We start from the raw sequence: 19558 nt of genomic DNA, 5'->3' as shown, positions 1-19558 counted from the left end.
CGCCGAGGACGACGTCGAGGTGGTCGGCGAGGCCGCCGAGCTGAGCGGCGAGGCCGCCGCGCGCAGCGACCTCTCGCTGCCCGCCGGGCAGCGGGAACTCGTCGCCGCGGTCGCGGCCGCCGGCAGGCCCTTCGCGGTCGTCCTGGTCAACGGCCGGCCGCTGACGATCGGCGACTGGGCCGAGGAGGTCCCGGCGCTGCTGGAGGCGTGGCACCCCGGCATCGAGGCCGGGAACGCCGTCGCCGACGTGCTGTTCGGGGCGGTCAACCCCGGCGGCAAGCTGCCGGTGACCTTCCCGCGCTCCGTCGGCCAGATCCCCCTCTACTACAACCGGGAGAGCACCGGACGCCCGTACGACCCGGACGAGAAGTACACCTCGAAGTACCTCGACCTGCCCGACGGGCCGCAGTTCCCCTTCGGCCACGGCCTGAGCTACACCGACTTCGCCACCGGGCGGCCCCGGCCGGACCGGGACACGGTCACCGCCGAGGCCCTGGAGCGCGGCGAGCGCGTCGGCGTCGAGGTCGAGGTCGCCAACACTGGCGACCGCGCCGGCGACGAGGTCGTCCAGCTGTACGTGCACGACCCGGTGGCGAGCATCACGCAGCCCGTGCGGCGGCTGCGCGGCTTCGCCCGTGTCACCCTCGGTCCCGGGGAGAAGCGCACCGTGCGCTTCACCCTGGGGGCCGAGGACCTCGGCTTCTGGACCAACGACGCCGCCGGGCGGCACGTCGTCGAGACGGGCCGGATCGACGTCTACGCCGGCACCAGCTCCCTGACCGAGGCCCGCTGCACGCTCACGATCGCCTGAGGCGCCCGCGCCCGGCCCTGCACCACGGAGGTTCACCCCATGACCGCGCCCCGGCGGCCGAACATCATCCTCTTCATGACCGACGACCACGCCCCGGCGGCCGTCGGCGCCTACGGCAGCGTGCTCAACAGGACCCCGGCGGTCGACCGGCTCGCCGCCGAGGGCACCGTCTTCGAGAACGCCTTCTGCACCAACGCCATCTGCTCCCCGGCCCGCGCCACCCTGCTCACCGGCACCTACAGCCACGTCAACGGCATGACGTCGCTGGAGGGCCCCACCCACCGGTTCGACGCGACGCAGCCGTCGTTCCCCGGGATGCTCCGGGAGGCCGGCTACCAGACGGCCCTCGTCGGCAAGTGGCACCTCGGCCACGGCGCGGGCCACGACCCGGAGGGCTTCGACTACTGGGAGATCCTGCCCGAGCACGGCGTCTACCACGACCCCGAGTTCCTGACCGCCGAAGGCCGCAGGACCTACCCCGGCTACGTCACCGACATCATCACCGACCTGGCCCTGAACTGGCTGGACAGGCGCGACCCGGACAAGCCGTTCTGCCTGCTCGTCCAGCACAAGGCGCCCCACCGGGCATTCGAGCCCGCGCCGCGGCACGCGCACCTGTACGAGCACGACGAGATCCCCGCGCCGCCCACGCTCCACGACGACCTGGCCGGCCGCGCGCCCGCGGCCCGCGAGGCCGAGATGAGCATGGAGGACCTCACCGCCGAGGACCTCAAGGGCGTGCCGGTACCGCCGGGGCTGTCGCCGCGCGCGGAGCGGGAGTGGCGCTACCAGCGCTACATCAAGGACTACCTGCGGGTCGTCGCGGCGCTCGACGAGAACGTCGGCCGCGTGCTGCACTACCTCGACGTCAGCGGCCTCGACGGCGCCACCGCCGTCACGTACACCTCCGACCACGGCTTCTTCCTGGGCGAGCACGGCTGGTTCGACAAGCGCTTCATGTACGAGGAGGCCATGCGCATCCCGCTCGTCGTCCGCTGGCCGGGCCGGACACCGCCGGGGTCGCGCCGGCGGGAGCTGGTGGCGAACGTGGACTTCGCCCCCACCCTGCTGGACCTGGCCGGCGTGCCGCCCCACCCGCGCATGCAGGGCGGGTCGCTGGTGCCGCTGCTGCGGGGTGCGGAGCCCGAGCGCTGGCGGGACGCCGTCTACTACCGCTACTACATGCATCTGGACGTCTGCCACCGCGTCCAGGCGTGCTACGGCATCCGCACGGCGACGCACAAGCTGGTCCACTACCCCGGCCACGGCTCCGGCGCCGACGGCGCCGGGACCGCCCCGCGGCCCGCCGCCCGGGAGCTGTTCGACCTCACGGCGGACCCCCACGAGCTGCACAACCGCTACGACGACCCGCGCTACGCCGACGTCGTACGCGACCTCACCGACCGGCTCGCCGCGCTGCAGCGCGAGGTCGGCGACACCCCGGACGGACGGCTGCCCGAGGGGGCGGCAGCGTGACGCCGCCCCCGCCGGCCTGGCTGGCCGACGCCGTCCTGTACCAGATCTACCCGCAGAGCTTCGCCGACTCCGACGGCGACGGCATCGGCGACTTCGCCGGCATCGAGCAGAAGCTGGACCACCTGGTCTGGCTGGGCGTCAACACCGTCTGGCTCAACCCCTGCTTCGTCTCGCCGTTCCGCGACGCCGGCTACGACGTCGCCGACTTCCGCACCGTCGCCCCCCGCTACGGCACCGACGACGACCTGGCCGCGCTCGTCGACAGCGCCGGCCGGCGCGGCATCCGGGTGCTCCTCGACCTGGTCGCCGGCCACACTTCCGACCGGCACCCCTGGTTCACCGCCTCCGCCGGCGACCCCGGCGACCACCGCTACATCTGGGCCCCCGAAGGGCCGTGCCCGCCGGGCTTCCAGCCCTCGCCGGGCAGCCGTCCCGGCTGGTACCTGCCGAACTTCTTCGCCAGCCAGCCGGCCCTGAACTTCGGCTACGCGCGCACCGACCCCGGCGAGCCCTGGCGGCTGCCGGTCGACGCCGACGGCCCGCGCGTCAACCGGCGGGCGCTGCGCGACATCATGGACCGCTGGCTGGCCCTGGGCCTTGCCGGGTTCCGCGTCGACATGGCCGCCTCCCTGGTCAAGGACGACCCCGGGCACGCCGAGACGGCGAAGCTCTGGACCGAGCTGCGCGGCTGGCTGGACGCGGCGCACCCGCGGGCCGTGCTTCTGTCCGAGTGGGGCGACCCCGGCCGGGCCGTGCCGGCCGGCTTCCACGGCGACTTCTTCCTGCAGTTCGGCGGCGACGACAACGGCCTGCCGCTGCGTTCGCTGTGGCAGAACGACGCCGGCACGGTCAACGAGGAATGGGCCCCGGCCAGGCCGTACTTCGACGCCGCGGGCGCCGGCACCCCGCAGACCTTCCTGACCGCCTGGCGGGCGGCGACCGAGGCGATCGGCGACGCCGGCTTCGCCGTCCTGCCCTCGTCCAACCACGACTTCTCCCGGCTGGCCTGCGGTCCGCGCACCGCCGAGCAGCTGCCGGCCGCGTTCGTCTTCCAGCTCACCTGGCCCACCCTGCCGGCGATCCACTACGGCGACGAGATCGGGATGCGCTACGTCCCCGGCCTGCCCGACCACGAGGGCAGCGTCCTGGGCCCGCGCTACAACCGGGCCGGGTCCCGTACCCCCATGCAGTGGGACGACGGCGTGAACGCCGGCTTCTCCACCGCCCCCGCCGACCGGCTGTACCTCCCGCTCGACCCGGATCCGGACCGCCCCACCGTGGCCGCGCAGCGGGCCGACGAGACGTCCCTGCTGCATCTGGTGCGGCGGCTGATCGCCCTGCGCAGGGCCGCCCCGGAACTGGGCAGCGGCGGCGCGGCGGAGGTGCTGTACGCCGGCTATCCGCTGGTCTACGTCCGGGGCGGCCGGTACCTCGTCGTGGTCAACCCGGGCCGGGCCCCCGCCACGGCCGCGCTGCCGTCCGGGGTCCGCTGCACCGCGCGGGAGGTGTCCGGTGTCACCGTCGCGGAGAGCGGGGACATCGGGGCGGCGGGCTTCGGCTACGGCGTGTTCGAGATCGGGTGAGCCCGCCGGCGCACGAACGCGGTCCACGCCGCCCGCCCGCGGGAACCCGCCGCGGGACTCGTCCGACTCCTCTTCAAGGAGCGGTGACGACGAGCGCGGCGAGGAGACGGCATGGGCGGTCCGGACGTGTGTGTGCGCGGCGCCGGCCGCCGGCGCGGCCGGGCGGACGGCGTGGTGCCGGAGGCGCCGTCACCGGCCGCCGGAACGGGACGGCTCCCCGGCGGTCCACACCGTGCCGCGCGCCTCGTACTCCAGCATGCGTTCCACGTCCAGCGCGGCGTCCGGGCCGAACGCGCGCCGGACCAGCCAGAGGCCCAGTTCCAGCCCCGAGGTGATGCCGCCGGAGGTGACGAGGTCGCCGTCGTCCACGACCCGGGCGCGGGTCAGGACACCGCCGTACGACTCCAGCGCCTCGAAGGCGCCGTGGTGCGTGGTGCAGGGGCGGCCCCGCAGCAGGCCGGCCGCGCCGAGGAGTATCGCGCCGGTGCACACCGACGCGAGGGTCAGGCCCGGGCGCCGGGCCCGGGCCAGGGTCCGGGGCAGGACGCCGCGGCGGATCTCCCGGCCGACACCGGGCCGGTCCGTGCCGGCGAAACCGCCGCCCGGCACCACGAGGACGTCCGCCTCGTCCGGTGCCCAGCCGTGGGTGAGGCGCACGCGGGTGCCCTGCGAGGCGGTGACGGCCCGGGAGCCGTCGGCGGTGACGTAGCGGACCGACACGCCGTGCGGGCTGTGCATGTCCGCGATGCCGAGGACGTAGTACGGGGCGGCGAAGTCCATCTCCTCCACGCCGTCGAAGAGCACGACGTGGACGCGCAGCGGTCCCGCGGGCCGCTGCGGCGGGGCGGCGGAGGCGGAGCCGGCCGTTCCCACGGCGGTGGCGCCGACGCCCGCGGCGGTCGTGGTGCGGAGGAAGGTTCTGCGGCTGTGGTGGTTGTCGGCTGTCATGAGGTGAGTGTGTGCGGCGGGCGCGGGAAGTGACATCGACGGCCGTGACGCGCTTCGACGGATTCGTGCCATGGTGACGCCGCCACCACCACCGCCGCCGCCGCCGACGGCACGGCACCCGGTGGCCGTGCTCGCGCCGCCGGGGGCCGTGGGGTTCGACGTCACGGCGGCGTGCCAGGCGTTCGGCATCGCCCGCCTCCCCGACGGCACACCGCCCTACGAGGTCTGGGTGTGCGGCGACGGGCCGGTGACGACCACCGTGGCCGGCGCCGCCAGCTTCGGGCTGACGCCCTCCCATCCGCTGGCCGCGGCGCTGGCGGCGGGCACCGTCGTGGTGCCCGGCGTCGCCCGCCGCGCCGCACCCCGCGACCCGGCGGTGCCGGCGCTGCTGCGGGCCGCGTACGACAAGGGGATCAGGGTCGCGTCGATCTGCACCGGCGCGTTCCTGCTCGCCGAGGCGGGGCTGCTGGACGGCGGGCGGGCGACGACCCACTGGCTGGCCGCGGGGCGGCTGGCCGCCGACCACCCGGAGGTGCGGGTGGACCCCGGGGTGCTGTTCGTGGACAACGGGCAGGTGCTGACCTCGGCCGGGCTGGCCGCCGGCATCGACCTGTGCCTGCACCTGATCAGCCGGGACCACGGCGCGGCGGTGGCGGCGCGCACGGCGAGCGCGCTGGTCGTCCCGCTGCGGCGGGAGGGCGGGACGGCGCAGCTGCTGCGCCACCCCGGCACCGGCGGCGATCCGCTGCACGCGACGGTGGAGTGGCTGCACCGGAACCTCCACCGGCGGCTCACCCTCGCCGACATCGCCCACAGGACCGGGGTGAGCGTACGCCACCTGCACCGCATGTTCCGGGCCCGGACGGGCACCACGCCGCTGCGGTGGCTGCTGTGGGCCCGGGTGGAGCGGGCCCGCGAGCTGCTGGAGACCACCGATCTGTCGGTGGAGGAGATCACGCGCCTCACCGGTTTCGGCTCGCCCGTCTCCCTCCGGACCCACTTCTGCCGCCGGGTGGGCGCACCCCCCTCGGCGTACCGGCGCACCTTCCGCGAACAGCACGACGGCCCGGCCTTCCCGCCGGCGGCACAGTAGCCGGCTTGCGGCCCGCGGCGGCGGTACGGCAGACGGCGCCGTGGGAACGCCCGGCCCGCCCGGAGCCCGCACCGGTGCGATGCGACGATGAGCCCGCGATGACTGCCGGGTGGTGTGCGCGCACCGTGCGGGCCGCGACGTTCGCGGCCCGGTGCGTCGTGCTCTCCGCCGCCGGTCGTGCCGACGATCCGCCGCCGTCCGGCCCGTCCGAGAAGGAAGCCGTATGACCACGTCCGCCATGCCCGACGCGTCCGACGCGTCGATCACCGCCCGGGCGCTCGCCGCCCGCGGCGGGGACCCCGACGCGCTCGACCACGTCGTCCGCGCCCTGCACCGCGACGTCCGGCGCGGCGTCGTACAGCCGGCGCACCGGCGCGGTGCGGGCCCGGTTGACGCGGGACCGCACGGTGCCCACCGGGCAGTCGCTCAGCAGCGCCGCCTCGGCGTACGGCAGGCCGACCAGCTGCGTCAGCACGAACGCCTCCCGCCGCTCGGCCGGCAGCGCGGCCAGCAACTCGGCGAGGGCCACCGCCTCGTCGGGTCCCGGCAGGCCGCGCGGCTGGGCCCGCTCCGCCGCGGACTGCCAGTCGTCCGTGTCGGCCAGCCGCGGGCGGGCGGCGGCCCGGCGCCGGCAGCCCCCGCCCGGCCACCGTCCCCGCCGGGGGATCCGGTGGCCGGGCGGCGTCACTGCCCGGCCAGCCCGGTGTGCGCGATGCCGCGCACGATCTGCCGCTGGAAGATCGCGAAGACCACCAGCAGCGGCAGCCCGCCCATGACGACGGACGCCATCATCTGCGCGTAGCGCACGCCGTACGACGACTGGACGTTGACCAGCCCGACGGGCAGGGTCATGCCGTTCGGGTCGGTCGTCACCAGGAACGGCCAGAGGAAGTTGTTCCAGGTGGAGATGAAGGTGAAGATCGCGACCGCCGCGAGCACCGGCCGCGACAGCGGCAACACGATCGTGAAGAACACCCGCCAGCGGCCCGCCCCGTCGACGAACGCGGCCTCCTCCAGCTCGCGCGGCACCCCCTCGAAGAACTTCACCAGGATGAACACCATCGCGGGCACGGCCACCTGGGGCAGGATCACGCCCCAGTACGTGTCCACCAGGCCCAGCTGCACCATCTCCGCGAACAGCGGCGCGATCAGCACCTGCGGCGGCACCATGATCCCGGCCAGCACGAGCGCGTAGAGCGCCTTGCGGCCGCGGAACTCGGTGCGTGCGAAGCCGTAGGCGGCCATCGCGCAGAGCGCCACGGTCAGCAGGGTGGTCATGGTGGCGATGTAGGCGGTGTTGAACAGCCAGCGGCCGATGTCGCCGGTCTCCCACACCGCCTCGTAGGCGTCGAACGTGATCGTCGAGCCGATCCAGTCCAGCCCGGTCTGCGTCGTCTCGGCGTCCGGCTTCAGCGAGATCGACAGCGCCCAGGCGAGCGGCAGCACCCACACCACGACGAGCAGCAGCGCGACGGCGACCAGGGCGACGCGCCCACGGGTCCAACGGGGCCTGCGGCCCGAGGCTGCGGCCGGTGCACTCATGACGACTCCTCGGCGTTACGGCGGGCCAGCCGCAGGTGGATCAGCGCGACCAGCACGATCAGAGCGAAGAAGATGTACGAGACGGCGGAGGCGTAGCCGATCCGGTAGCCGGTGAAGCCCGACTGGTAGACGTACTGCAGGATCGGCCGGGTGGAGTCGTCGGGGCCGCCCCCGGTCATGATGTAGATCTGGTCGAAGACCTTCAGCGAGGCGAGGATCTGGAGCACCAGGACCACGCCCGTGGTACGCCGCAGCAGCGGCAGCGTGATGTGCCGCAGCCGGTGCCAGGGGCCGGCGCCGTCCAGCTCCGCGGCCTCGTACAGGTGCTGCGGGATGGACTGGAGCGCGGCGAGGTAGAGCAGGAAGTTGAAGCCGACCGTCCACCACACCGTGGTCAGGACGATCGACAGCATCGCGTACCGCTCGTCCGTCAGCCACCCGATGTCCGGGTGCAGTCCGAACTGGGCGAGGAGCTGGTCGGCGAAGCCGAAGTCGGACGGGTAGATCACCCAGAGGAAGAGCAGCCCGACGACGCCGGACGGCAGCACGAAGGGCGCGAACCAGCTGAGCCGCCACAGCCACTGCACGAAGCGCAGATTATGCGCCAGCAGGGCGAAGACGAGGCCCATGACGACGAGTGGAATCGTGGACAGGACCGTGAACCACACGGTGTTCCACAGCGAGGACCAGACGTTCTCGTCGCGGAACGCCTCGGTGTAGTTGTCGAACCCGACGTACTCGCCGCCCGAGCCGGTGATGTTGTCGCTGCGCAGGCTGAGGTGGACGCCGAAGACCAGCGGCCAGAGCAGGAACATCCCGTAGACGAGGAGGAAGGGGGCGATGAAGACCAGCCCGTGCTCGGTCCACTTGCGGCGGACGCCGGCGGGCCGCGCCGCCGGCACCGCCGCCGGCTCCGGCGCCGCCGGAACGGCGACGCTGGTGGCGGTCATACGGCGCCTCCTATCGGGTCGGGGGTGTCCAGCAGCTTCCGCAGCCGCGACTTCGCCTCGCGCAGCGCGCCCTGCGGGCTGCGGGAGCCGGTGAAGACGCTGGAGAAGACCGCCCCCAGCTCGATCTGCAGCAGCGAGGCGGAGCCGGCGAACCAGACGGCCGGGTCGAGCACGACGTCGTCGATGACGGACCGGTACGCGGACTGCGGCTGCAGCTCCAGATAGGCCGGGTCTTTGAGCGTGGGCAGGTAGGCCGGCACGTGGCCGCCCTTGGCCCAGTCCACGGAGTGCTCCAGCATCCAGGCGACGAAGGCGTACCCGGCCTCGTTCGCCGCATCGGACCGCGTGGCCTGGTGCGGCAGCACGAAGGAGTGGCTGTCCGCATAGACGGTGGGCCGGCCGAAGAGCGCGGGCACCCGGGTCATGGAGAACGGCAGTTTGTTGGCGGTGTACGTGGTCACCTCCCACTCACCGTTGAGGGAGAAGGCGGTCTCGCCGGCGCCGAAGATGCCGACGGAGCCGGGGTAGTCGGCGCGCCGCACCATCAGGCCCTCGTCGGTGAGCATCGCCATGAACTCCAGGACCTCCATGGCCTTGGCGTCGTCGATGGTGATCCGCGTGCCGTCCTCCGACAGGACGGTGCCGCCGGTCTGCGAGTAGAAGGTGTTGAAGAGCCGCCAGGGGGTGACGGTGTCGGTGCCGAGGGTCTCGGCGACCAGGGGCGGTGCGCCGGTGACCTCTTTGGCGGTGTGCAGCGCCTCGACGAACGCGCGGACCCCCCGGATGGGCCGGAGGCCGCCGTCGTCGGTGAGCAGCCCGGCCTCCTCGCAGATCTCGGTGTGGTAGTAGAGCACGATCGGGTGGGTGTCGAGCGGGATCGCGTACTGCTCGCCGTCCACCTGCCCGCGCCGCCAGATCTCCGGCGGGAAGCGGTCGGGGGTGATGCCGTGCGCCTCCAGCCGGCCCGGGTCGAAGGGGTCGAGCAGCTTGCCGGGGCCGAACCCGGCGAGCCGGGTGAGGTGCAGCACGCCCACCTCGGGCGCGCGCCCGCCGGCGCCTGCCATGCCCAGCTTCGTGTAGTACGGAGGGCCCCAGTCGAGCTGGGTGGCCTGCATGTCGATGTCCGGGTGCTCGGCGTCGAAGGCGTCGACCATGGCGGTCATGTTCGCGCCGTCGCCGCCGCCGAAGAGGTGCCAGTAGCGCAGCCGGGTCTTGCCTTCGGCGGTGAACGAGGGCGCGGCGCAGCCGGCCGCGGCCAGGCCGGGCACGGCGCCGGCCGCCAGCGCACCGGCCCCGGCGGTCAGCAGCCGCCGCCGGCTGAGGGGTGGTTCGCGGTTCATGCCGCCTCCCTGGTGCGTGCGTTCAGCTCAAGCGGATGACGTTCCACGACAGGGGCTCCAGGACGGCGCTGAGCGTCCCGTCCCGCAGCGTCGTGCCGGGCACGGGGTGCGGGACGACCCGGTCGGGGTCCGCGAGGGTGTTGCGCGCCTCCGGGTCGGCGTCGGCCAGCGCGCTGTGCTCCACCACCTCGGAGACCGCGAGACCGTGCAGCACCACCTCCAGCGGCAGCGGCCGCCGCTGGTCGCGGTTGACGGCGAAGACCGTGACCGCGCCCGACTCCGGGTCGCGGACGGCCGTCGCGTACAGCAGCGGCACCTCGCCGTACTTCCCGGTCTCGTGCGTGGGCGACTCGGCGGCGACGTGCAGCACCTGCCCGCCGCGGGCGTACCGCGCGGCCTGCGCGAAGGGGTGGAAGGTGGTCTGCCGCCAGGCCGGGCCGCCGGGTTCGGTCATGATCGGCGCGATGACGTTGACCAGCTGGGCGAGGCAGGCGACGCCGACCCGGTCGGCGTGCCGCAGCAGCGCGATGAGCAGGGAGCCGAAGACGACGGCGTCGACGACGCTGTAGTTGTCTTCCAGGAGGCGCGGGGCCTCGGGCCAGTCGAGGGGGTCCGCCTCGGCCTGCTCCCGCCACTTCGACTGGTACCAGACGTTCCACTCGTCGAAGGAGAGGCCGATGCGCTTGGCCGACTTCAGCCGGGCGCCCACGTGGTCGCAGGTCGCCACGACGCTCTCGATGAAGGACTCCATGTCGGCGGCGGAGGCGAGGAAGGAGTCGCGGTCGCCGTCCAGCTCCTCGTAGTAGGCGTGCAGGGAGACGTAGTCGACCAGGTCGTAGGTCTCGGCCAGCACCGTCGCCTCCCACGCGGCGAAGGTCGGCATGCCCCGGTTCGAGCTGCCGCAGGCGACCAGCTCCAGCTCCGGGTCGAACTGGCGCATGGCGCGGGCGGTCTCGGCGGCCAGCCGGCCGTACTCGGCGGCCGTCTTGTGGCCGGTCTGCCAGGGCCCGTCCAACTCGTTGCCCAGGCACCACAGGCGGATGCCGTACGGGGCCTTGTCGCCGTGGGCGACGCGCCGGTCCGACAGCTCGCTGCCGGCCGGGTGGTTGGCGTACTCCAGCAGTTCGAGCGCCTCGGTGACGCCCCGGGTGCCGAGGTTGAGGGCCATCATGGGCTCGGCCTGCGGCCCGATCCGGCGCAGGAAGGCGACGTACTCGGCGAGCCCGAAGCGGTTCGGCTCCGTGGACCGCCAGGCCGGGTCGAGCCGCCGCGGCCGCCGCTCCACCGGCCCCACGGAGTCCTCCCACCGGTAGCCGGAGACGAAGTTGCCGCCGGGATAGCGGACCGTCGTCACCCCCAGCTCGCGGATGAGCCCGAGCACGTCGCCGCGCAGCCCGGTTTCGTCGGCGGCCGGGTGGCCGGGTTCGTGGATGCCGGTGTAGACGCAGCGGCCGAGGTGTTCGACGAACGAGCCGAACAGCCGCGGACTCACCTCGGCGACGACGAAGGCGGAATCGAGCGTCATACGGGCCGTGGACACGGCACGGGTCATTGCGCACCTTCCGTCGTTCGAAATATCGGATATCGATCGCGACTTCGAACGAGACCGTAGAGTCGAACCAGCACCGCGTCAACGACTCGCGCAAGAGATCGCCGGTCTGGCGAGTCCGGGCGGACGGTGGCATGCTCGGACCGGCAGTCTCGCGGTACGTACCACGGTACGTACTACCGGATCTGGTCGGAGGTGACCCGTCATGATGCGCGCCGTGGCCTGGGCCGCGGGTGCGGGCGGCGCGCTGGCCGCCGGCTATCTGGGGCTGGTGACCGGGGCCGTCCCCGTCGACCTCGGCGTGGGCCGCCGGACCCGGCCGCTGGGCCCGCAGACCGTGGACATCGCGGCCCCCCGGGAGACGGTGTTCGACGTGGTGGCCCGGCCGTACCTGGGCCGCACCCCGCGGGCGATGGCCGAGAAGCTGCACGTGCTGGAGCGCGGCGGCGACCTGGTGCTGGCCGAGCACTACACCCCGGTCGCGGGCGGGCGGCTGCGCGCGGTGACGACGGAGACGGTGCGCTTCACCCGCCCCGGGCGCATCGACTTCCGCCTGGTGCGCGGCCCCGTGCCGCACGTGACCGAGTCGTTCGTGCTGGACGAGACCGGGGCGGGGACCCGGCTGACGTACGCGGGCGAGCTGGGCACCGACCTGTGGCGGCTCGGGCAGTGGTGGGGCGGGGCGGTGGCCACCCGCTGGGAGGAGACCGTCGCCGCCTCCCTCGGCTCGCTGCGGGCCGAGGCGGAACGGCGCGCGGCGCCGCACCGGTGAGAGGCCGCCGCTTTACGCGGGGACGCTCACTGTCGCCGCCGCCCCCGCGCCCGTAGCGTCGTACGTATGGTGCTCCGTCTCGTCCTCGGCGCCGTCTACACGGCGATGGCCGTCGGCCAGCTCGCTTCCGCCGCCGACATGCCCTCCCTGCTCGGCGCGTACGACCTGGTGCACGGCGGGGCGGCGGCCGTGCTCGCCGCGCTGCTGATCGCCGGGGAGCTGGTTTCCGGGGTGTGGTTCCTCGCCCGCCCCCGGTCGGCGGCCATCGCCCCGGTCCTGGTGTTCACCGCCGTGTCGCTGGTGTGGGCCGCCCTGGCCGTCCAGGCGTACGCCCGGGGGCTGGTGGTGGACAACTGCGGCTGTTTCGGAAACTACCTCACCCAGCGGCTGACCTGGTTCGTCCTGGTCCAGGACGGCCTGCTCCTGCTGTACGCCGCGCTGCTGCTGCGCGCCGCGCGCAAGGCGGCGGCGCGGGGCCCGGGGGACGGGACGGCGGCGGGACGTGACGCCCACATCATCCGGTGATCGATTGCCAGCCCCCTCCCGAGAGGAACTGTGTGATGACCCAGGCCCCGGCGCCGCGGCGCAAGGCGGACCGCGACGAAGTGTTCGTGGAGTTCACCAAGTCGGTCTGCCCGATGTGCAAGACACCCGTCGACGCCCAGGTCAACATCCGCGAGGACAAGGTGTACCTGCGGAAACGCTGCCGCGAGCACGGCGAGTTCGAGGCCCTGGTGTACGGGGACGCGCAGGAGTACCTGGCCTCCGCCCGGTTCAACAAGCCCGGCACGATCCCGCTGGCCTTCCAGACCGAGGTGAAGGACGGCTGCCCGAGCGACTGCGGGCTGTGCCCGGAGCACAAGCAGCACGCCTGTCTGGGGATCATCGAGGTCAACACCGGCTGCAACCTGGACTGCCCGATCTGCTTCGCCGACTCCGGCCACCAGAGCGACGGCTACTCCATCACCCACGAGCAGTGCGCGCGGATGCTGGACGTGTTCGTGGAGTCCGAGGGCGAGGCGGAGGTGGTGATGTTCTCCGGCGGCGAGCCCACGATCCACAAGGGCATCCTCGACTTCATCGACCTCGCCCAGGCCCGGCCGATCCGCAACGTCACCCTCAACACCAACGGGATCCGCCTGGCCTCGGACAGGAACTTCGTCGCCGAACTGGGGAAACGCAACCGGGTGCCCCGCCGGTCGGTGAACATCTACCTGCAGTTCGACGGCTTCGACGAACGCACCCACCGGGAGATCCGCGGCCGGGACCTGCGCACCGTCAAACAGCGCGCGCTGGACAACTGCGCCGCCGCCGGGCTGACCGCCACCCTGGTCGCGGCCGTCGAGCGCGGGCTCAACGAGCACGAGCTCGGGGCGATCATCGAGTACGGCATCGACCACCCCGCCGTCCGCTCCGTGGCCTTCCAGCCGGTCACCCACTCCGGCCGGCACGTCGAGTTCGACCCGCTGAACCGGCTCACCAACCCCGACGTGATCCGGCTGATCAACGAGCAGCGCCCGCAGTGGTTCCAGCAGGGCGACTTCTTCCCCGTCCCCTGCTGCTTCCCCACCTGCCGCGCCATCACCTACCTCCTCGTCGACGGCGAACCGGGCGACCGCACCGTCGTGCCGATCCCGCGGCTCCTCAACGTCGAGGACCACCTCGACTACGTCACCAACCGCGTCATGCCCGACGCCGGGATCCGCGAGGCGCTGGAGAAGCTCTGGTCCGCCTCCGCGTTCATGGGGACCGAGACCACCGAGGAGCAGCTCCGCGCGACCGCCGAGGCGCTGGACTGCGCGGACGCGTGCGGTATCGACCTGCCCGAGGCCGTGAAGCAGCTGGACGACAAGGCGTTCATGATCGTCGTCCAGGACTTCCAGGACCCGTACACGCTCAACGTCAAGCAGCTGATGAAGTGCTGCGTGGAAGAGATCACTCCGGACGGGCGGCTGATCCCGTTCTGCGCCTACAACTCCGCCGGCTACCGCGAACAGGTCCGCGCCGAGCAGTCCGGCGTACCGGTCGCCGGCGTCGTCCCCAACGCGCTGCCGCTGGCCGACCGGCTCACCAGCACCCCGTACGGATCCAAGACCGCCCGCACCGCCCCCGGGACCGCCGCCGGGGAGGAGAGCCGATGAGCGACGGGAACACCCTCCGGTCCGGCCTTCCCGGCGACGCGCTCAAAGCCTGCTGCGCGGACGCGTACTCCTCCGACGTCGTCGCGCTCCTGCTCGGGGAGTCCTACCACCCCGGCGGCAGCGCACTCACCCGCCGCCTCGCCGACGGCCTGCACCTGGCCGCGGAGCGCCGCGTGCTCGACGTGGCCTCCGGCCGCGGCACCACCGCCCTGCTCCTCGCCGACGCCTACGGCGTCCGCGTCGACGGCGTGGACTACGCGCCCGCCCACACCGCTCTCGCCCGCGACGCGGCCCGGGCCGCCGGGCTCGCTGAACGGGCCGCGTTCGCCACCGGGGACGCCGAGCACCTGCCCCACCCGGACGCCGTGTTCGACGCGGTGGTATGCGAGTGCGCCCTGTGCACCTTCCCCGACAAGGCCCGGGCCGCCGCCGAGTTCGCCCGCGTCCTGAAGCCGGGCGGCCGCCTCGGCATCACCGACGTCACCGCCGCACCCGACCGGCTCCCGCCCGAGCTGACGGGCCTGGCCGCGCGGATCGCCTGCATCGCGGACGCCCGTCCGCTGGCGGAGTACGCCGGGATCCTGGCCGCGGCCGGGCTGCGCACCGTCCGCACCGAGCGCCACGACCAGGCCATGACCCGCATGATCGACCAGATCGAAGCCCGGCTGAACCTGCTGCGCATGACCGCCGCGGGCCGGCTCGCCGAGGCCGGGGTCGACCTGGCCGCCGCCCCCGCGGTACTGGCCGCGGCCCGCGCCGCCGTCGCCGACGGCACCCTGGGCTACGCCCTGCTGATCGCCGAGCGCGGGGGCACTTAAGACGCGGTGACGCGCTCCGCGCGGCGGCCCGGTGCGGCCGTACGCCTTCGGGAGGGCCGCGGCGAACGCCGGTGCCGCGGCGGCCCGTTCGCGTTACGGTCAGGGCCATGGCGTTGACGCGAACCCGATCGTTACTCGTCCCGGCCGTCGTGCTCGCCGCCGCGCTGACCGCGTGCGGCGGCTCGGACGACACCGCCGGCCGGGGCGAGGAGTCACCCTCCTCGTCGGCCGCCCCGTCCCCGAGCGCGACCTCCCACGAGGCCGTGTGCGTTCGGCTGATCACCTACTGGGCCCACGACCAGCTCAAACCCGGCGGTGGCAGCCAGTCGGACTATCAGCAGAAGGGCCTGTCCGACGGGCAGAACACGATCCTGCTCGACGTCGTCGAGCTGGCCAGGAAGGAACGGCGGGAGAACGGCGAGGCCGCCGGCCGGGCGCTGGTCGAGCGCGAGGTGAAGAAGCGCTGCGCGGAGCGGTACGAGGGGGAGGGCTCCGACGCCCCGTCCGCGGGCTGGCCCCCGTAGCGCCCGGCCGGCGGCCCGGCGGCTCAGGCCGCCGCCGGGTCCCGGGCCGGCGCGCCCCGGGCCGCGGCGGTGCCCGCGTACAGCGAGCCCAGCACGGCACCGGCCGCCAGCAGGAACGCCAGCGTGTAGCTGACCTCCGCCAGCGCACCGCCGATCAGCCCGGCCAGACCGATGGCCACGTCGAAGAACGACGTCACGGCGCCCAGCGCGGCGCCGCGTTCGGCCGCCGGCGCGGCGTCGATGGTGATGAGCGCGAGCGCGGGGTAGAGCAGCGTGAAGCCGCCGCCGGCGATCAGCGCGCCGAGCGCGGCCAGCCACAGGTCGTTCGCGAAGGCGATCAGCACCATGCCCACCGCCTCCACCGACGCCGAGAACACCACCACCGGCAGGGCCCCGACCCGGTCGGGGATCCGGCCCGCCACCACCCGGACGGTCACGTACGCGGCGCCGAACGCGCTGACGACGACGGACCCGTGGGCCACGCCCCGGTCCGTCATCGCCAGCGCCGCGAAGCCCGCGACCATCGCGTACCCGAAGGAGCCGCACGCCAGCGACACCCCCGGCAGCACCGCCGAGCGCGGCAGCAGCTTGCGGGAGACCGCGGCGCCCCGCTCCACCCGGTCGGTGAGCCCGAGGATCACGCAGAACGCGACGGCCGGCAGCACGGCGACCGCCACCCACACGGCCTCGAACGACCCCGCCCGGTGCACCAGTTCGCCCAGCACGGGGCCCAGCGCGAACCCGCTCCACATGGCCAGCCCGTAGAAGCCGACGATCTGCGCCCGCCGGTCCTGCGGGGCCAGGGACACCGTCCACAGCGATCCGGCCATGAACAGCATCGCCTCGCCGACGCCCAGCAGGACCCGCGCCGCATACAGCCCGGCCAGGCCGAGCGGCAGCGCGTACAGCCCGGCGGTGGCGACGACGAGCACCGCGCCGAACAGCATCACGCGGCGGCAGCCGGTGCGCTGGGCGAGCTGCCCGGCGTACGGGCGCACCAGCAGCGCCACCACGCCGGAGACGGTGAAGGTGACGCCCACCTCGAAGGCCGAGCCGTCCAGTTCGTCCGTGACCAGCTTGGGGATGATCGGGATGACCATGCCGACGGCGGTGAACGTGCAGAGCAGCGCGGCGACCAGGCCGGCGAAGGTGGGTGCCCACCGCTGTTCAGTCATCCGCCCCTCCCGGGACCACGTGGTAGAAGTGCGTCGGCAGCTGCAGGGCCACGCCCTCGTAGACCTCGGCGCACACGGCGGTGCCCGGTGCGGCGAAGGTGCCGGGCGGCGGCTCCGCCACCTTGATCACCGAGTGGCCGGCCTCCAGCAGCCGCGCCGCCATCGCGAAGTCGCCGACGATCGCGTGGCCGGGCGCCACGTGCCGGTTGCGGCAGATCATCACCTTCTCCCGGGCCAGGTCGGTCAGCAGGTTGCCGGCGCCGACCAGCTCGCCGTAGTAGTCCCGGGGGTTGACGATCATCGCGTGCCCGGTGCCGCCGGTCTGCTCGATCTCGTCGAACGCGGCCAGCACGCCCTGCGCGTACGAGCCGGAGTACGGCAGCGGCGCCAGGTCGGGGTGGCTCAGCAGGCCGACGGTCAGCGCCCGGTTCTCCGCGGTGCCGAGGCGCACCATCAGCCGGCGGTCGACGAACGACGCCAGCGCCGCCGGCTCGGCCGCGAGCCGGTCGGGGACCTGCACCCAGCCGGCGATCGGCGCGACGCCGTACGCCGCCGTGCCGAAGCGGAAGTCCGCCTCCCGCAGCCGCCCGCCCGGCGCGCCGGGCGCGGCGCCGCCGGGCCGGGACTCGAACCAGGAGACGAGCGCCCCGGCGTCGACGCGCTGCTTGCGGAAGAGGTTGCGCACGGTCAGCCGGGGGCGGTCCGCGGTCGGCTGGAAGGCGTCGCTGAGCGTGAAGTCGAAGCGGACCTCCGCCGCCGCCGGGTCGGTGCGGAAGGCGCGGGCGAACTGCTCGCCGGGGGTGGCGGTGCGGATCTCGGTCGCGGTCATGTCTCTCCTCCTGTGCCGGGGTCAGAGGGCGTGTTCGACGAGCCGCTGGTAGTAGGGGAGGTGGTGGTCGTAGTACGCGCGCAGCCGCGGGTCGTCCGCGACGGTGACCGCGTGCCGGGCGCGCGGGGCGGCGAAGCCGGAGCTGGCGCTGGCGTCCAGGTGCCAGCGCCGGTTCCGCCGCCACTGGGGCAGCTCCCCGGGCGCCCAGGTCAGCGCGGCGGGCAGGTAGGGCAGGCCGGTCGCCGCGCAGTACGCGGCCACCGTGCCGGCCGGGTCCGCGAGCAGCCGCTCGGCGGCGACGACCACGGGCCGGACGCCGGTGGTCTGCCACGCCAGCCGGAACAGCTCCCACTGGTGCTCGTAGCCGACCTCGCGGCAGGCGAACTCCGGCTTGACGGCGTGGTGCGAGGCGATGGTCGCCGCGGGCTCGCGGACGAGGAAGGTGTGCCGGAAGCCGGCGATCGACCCGGGGTGCGCGAAGAGGTGGTCGTAGTGGTACTCCAGCGTGTCCTTGAAGAACACCGGGCCCGCCGCGCCGAGTTCGGCCAGGTGCGCGAGCAGCACCGCGTACGACCGCACGGTGGCCGTGCCGCCGCCGACGCCCGGCACCGCCACCTCGCCGTGGTCCGTGAGCAGCACCAGCGGCTCGTGCACCACGGTGACGTCGCCGCGCTCGGCCATCATGCGCAGAAAGGCGGTCGACACCGAGCGCGGGTGCGCCCACAGCGCGATGACGCCCGCCCGCGCCCCCGCGCCGTCGCCGCCGCTCACATCGACCAGGCCGTGGGCCGCCGGTCCCACCGGTGCCGCCGCAGCTCGGCCAGCAGCCCGGCGTCGAGCGGCGGGGCGCCGGAGACCGCGAGGTTGGCGCGCACGTGCGCGGGCCTGCGCATCCCGGGGATGACCGTGCTCACGGCCGGGTGGTGGAGGATGAAGCGCAGCGCGAGTTCGGGCAGCGTCACGCCCTCGGGGAGCACCTTCTTCAGCGCCTCCGCCCGGTCGACGGTCGGGCCCAGGTTGTCCGGGCCGAAGTAGACGGCGCGCCAGTCGTCTTCGGGGAACTCCGTCCGGCGGGTGAGCGCGCCGGTCAGCCCGCCCTCGTCGAACGGGACGCGGGCGATGATGCCGATGCCGTCGCGCTGCGCCCGCTCGAACAGCGCGTCCTCCGGTGCCTGGTCGAAGATGTTGTAGATCACCTGGACGACGTCGACGAGGCCGGTGTCGAGAGCCCGCATGCAGTTCTCCGGCTCCCAGCGGTTGACGCTGATGCCGAAACCCTCGATGACGCCCTCCGCCTTGAGATCGGCGACGACCCGCTGCCAGCGCTCGTCGCCGGCCCAGCGGTCCTCCCACACGTGGAACTGCAGCAGGTCGATCCGGTCGGTGCCGAGGTTCTCCAGGCTGCGGTGCACGTACTCGCGTACGTGGTCCGGCGGGAAGACGTCGTCGAGGGTGTCGTCCTTGCCCGGGGGCCACTCGCGGTTGCGCGGCGGCACCTTCGTCGCGGTGTAGAGCCGCCGCTCCGGGTGACGCTGGAGGAGCGCCGCGAGCAACTGCTCGCTGACCCCCCTGCCGTAGACCCAGGCGGTGTCGAAGAAGGTGCAGCCCAGCTCCACCGCCAGGTCCAGGCAGTCGGGCGCGACGTCGTAGTCCCAGCCGGTGAAGCCGCCGGGGCCGCCGCCGATGCCCCACATGCCGTAGCCGACCTCGCCGACCTGCCAGCCGAGCCGTCCCATGGTCCGATTCCGCACGAGTCCCCTTCCATCGCAGTTGCGTGAGCAGTTCCGTCGTCGTCAGCCGGTGAGCGTGGCGTGGTACGCGGCGAACGCCTGGTCCAGCGGGCCGTCGCGCAGCCCGTGGCGCTCGTCCAGCGCGGCGCAGCCGGCGCGGGTGAACAGCCGCGGGTTGTCGGTGAGCAGCCGGGCGAAGTCCGGCGTTCCGTCCGCCCCGGTGGCCGGGACAGCCGCGCGGTCGGCGTGCCGCCGGGCGGCGGCCAGCCGTCCGTCG

At 73.8% G+C, this 19558-nt stretch carries 19 protein-coding genes and 1 pseudogene; 9 read left to right on the top strand and 11 right to left on the bottom strand.

The genetic code is table 11. The features are described 5' to 3' along the window. From ABD317_RS18470 to ABD317_RS18460, 3 genes are all read left to right on the top strand, one after another. The coding region (locus tag ABD317_RS18470) for a glycoside hydrolase family 3 C-terminal domain-containing protein (protein WP_344291049.1) at positions 1–811 on the top strand (811 nt) is incomplete at its 5' end. A gap of 39 nt (positions 812–850) precedes the next feature. Next, on the top strand, positions 851–2287 hold the full coding sequence (locus tag ABD317_RS18465; RefSeq protein ID WP_344291048.1) for a sulfatase family protein: 1437 nt from the start codon (positions 851–853) through the stop codon (positions 2285–2287). Next, positions 2284–3870, top strand: coding sequence for an alpha-amylase family glycosyl hydrolase (locus ABD317_RS18460; RefSeq protein WP_344291047.1), 1587 nt, complete (start codon positions 2284–2286; stop codon positions 3868–3870). Before ABD317_RS18465 ends, ABD317_RS18460 begins: the two co-directional genes overlap by 4 nt. A gap of 189 nt (positions 3871–4059) precedes the next feature. Here the strand turns inward: ABD317_RS18460 and ABD317_RS18455 are convergent, their stop codons facing one another. Beyond that, complete coding sequence (locus ABD317_RS18455) at positions 4060–4818, bottom strand: DJ-1/PfpI family protein (protein WP_344291046.1); 759 nt, start codon at positions 4816–4818, stop codon at positions 4060–4062. A gap of 70 nt (positions 4819–4888) precedes the next feature. Between ABD317_RS18455 and ABD317_RS18450 the strand changes: the two genes are divergently transcribed. Continuing rightward, positions 4889–5911, top strand: a complete 1023-nt coding sequence (locus ABD317_RS18450; protein WP_344291045.1) for a GlxA family transcriptional regulator — start codon at positions 4889–4891, stop codon at positions 5909–5911. Between the two features lie 349 nt (positions 5912–6260). Here ABD317_RS18450 and ABD317_RS18440 read toward each other — a convergent pair. The 5 genes and pseudogenes from ABD317_RS18440 to arfA form a co-directional block, all read right to left on the bottom strand. Beyond that, positions 6261–6539: pseudogene (locus ABD317_RS18440) on the bottom strand (sigma factor-like helix-turn-helix DNA-binding protein); the annotation flags it as partial. A gap of 56 nt (positions 6540–6595) precedes the next feature. Beyond that, entirely contained in the window at positions 6596–7453 is an 858-nt protein-coding gene (locus ABD317_RS18435; protein ID WP_344291044.1) for a carbohydrate ABC transporter permease, read from the bottom strand. Further along, positions 7450–8403 carry a carbohydrate ABC transporter permease gene (locus ABD317_RS18430; RefSeq protein ID WP_344291043.1) on the bottom strand — a complete coding sequence of 318 codons (954 nt, stop codon included), beginning with the start codon at positions 8401–8403 and terminating at the stop codon, positions 7450–7452. The genes ABD317_RS18435 and ABD317_RS18430 overlap by 4 nt, the downstream gene beginning before the upstream one ends. Next, positions 8400–9743 (bottom strand): extracellular solute-binding protein, encoded by a 1344-nt coding sequence (locus ABD317_RS18425; protein WP_344291042.1) that lies wholly within the window; start codon positions 9741–9743, stop codon positions 8400–8402. Before ABD317_RS18425 ends, ABD317_RS18430 begins: the two co-directional genes overlap by 4 nt. A 22-nt stretch (positions 9744–9765) precedes the next feature. Beyond that, a complete protein-coding gene (gene arfA / locus ABD317_RS18420) occupies positions 9766–11295 on the bottom strand; it encodes an arabinosylfuranosidase ArfA (protein ID WP_344291041.1) in 1530 nt (509 codons plus the stop codon). A gap of 202 nt (positions 11296–11497) precedes the next feature. On the opposite strand from arfA, the gene ABD317_RS18415 reads away from it, so the two are divergent. The 5 genes from ABD317_RS18415 to ABD317_RS18395 all read left to right on the top strand — a co-directional run bounded on the left by ABD317_RS18415 (position 11498) and on the right by ABD317_RS18395 (position 15547). Further along, on the top strand, positions 11498–12064 hold the full coding sequence (locus tag ABD317_RS18415) for an SRPBCC family protein (protein WP_344291040.1): 567 nt from the start codon (positions 11498–11500) through the stop codon (positions 12062–12064). A 66-nt stretch (positions 12065–12130) separates the two neighbouring features. Further along, the gene (locus ABD317_RS18410; protein WP_344291039.1) at positions 12131–12589 is read left to right on the top strand and encodes a MauE/DoxX family redox-associated membrane protein; all 459 of its coding nucleotides are present in this window, start codon (positions 12131–12133) and stop codon (positions 12587–12589) included. Between the two features lie 35 nt (positions 12590–12624). Beyond that, complete coding sequence (locus tag ABD317_RS18405; protein ID WP_344291038.1) at positions 12625–14205, top strand: radical SAM protein; 1581 nt, start codon at positions 12625–12627, stop codon at positions 14203–14205. Continuing rightward, positions 14202–15023 (top strand): class I SAM-dependent methyltransferase, encoded by an 822-nt coding sequence (locus ABD317_RS18400; RefSeq protein WP_344291037.1) that lies wholly within the window; start codon positions 14202–14204, stop codon positions 15021–15023. The genes ABD317_RS18405 and ABD317_RS18400 overlap by 4 nt, the downstream gene beginning before the upstream one ends. A gap of 107 nt (positions 15024–15130) precedes the next feature. Then, positions 15131–15547 (top strand): hypothetical protein, encoded by a 417-nt coding sequence (locus ABD317_RS18395; protein ID WP_027752166.1) that lies wholly within the window; start codon positions 15131–15133, stop codon positions 15545–15547. Between the two features lie 23 nt (positions 15548–15570). On the opposite strand, the gene ABD317_RS18390 is transcribed toward ABD317_RS18395, so the two are convergent. From ABD317_RS18390 to ABD317_RS18370, 5 genes are all read right to left on the bottom strand, one after another. Further along, the gene (locus ABD317_RS18390; protein ID WP_344291036.1) at positions 15571–16722 is read right to left on the bottom strand and encodes an MFS transporter; all 1152 of its coding nucleotides are present in this window, start codon (positions 16720–16722) and stop codon (positions 15571–15573) included. Further along, positions 16715–17551 carry a family 3 encapsulin nanocompartment shell protein gene (locus ABD317_RS18385; RefSeq protein WP_344291035.1) on the bottom strand — a complete coding sequence of 279 codons (837 nt, stop codon included), beginning with the start codon at positions 17549–17551 and terminating at the stop codon, positions 16715–16717. Before ABD317_RS18385 ends, ABD317_RS18390 begins: the two co-directional genes overlap by 8 nt. 21 nt (positions 17552–17572) lie before the next feature. Then, positions 17573–18322, bottom strand: coding sequence for a sulfotransferase-like domain-containing protein (locus ABD317_RS18380; protein WP_344291034.1), 750 nt, complete (start codon positions 18320–18322; stop codon positions 17573–17575). Then, on the bottom strand, positions 18319–19287 hold the full coding sequence (locus ABD317_RS18375) for an aldo/keto reductase (RefSeq protein ID WP_344291033.1): 969 nt from the start codon (positions 19285–19287) through the stop codon (positions 18319–18321). The genes ABD317_RS18380 and ABD317_RS18375 overlap by 4 nt, the downstream gene beginning before the upstream one ends. A gap of 57 nt (positions 19288–19344) precedes the next feature. After that, on the bottom strand, positions 19345–19558 hold a 214-nt coding region (locus tag ABD317_RS18370; protein WP_344291032.1), incomplete at its 5' end, for a hypothetical protein.

It is taken from the genome of Streptomyces synnematoformans (genome assembly GCF_039531005.1).
Taxonomy (GTDB): domain Bacteria; phylum Actinomycetota; class Actinomycetes; order Streptomycetales; family Streptomycetaceae; genus Streptomyces; species Streptomyces synnematoformans.
Note: the sequence above shows the minus strand (reverse complement) of the source record. Positions and strands in the feature narration are given on the sequence as shown.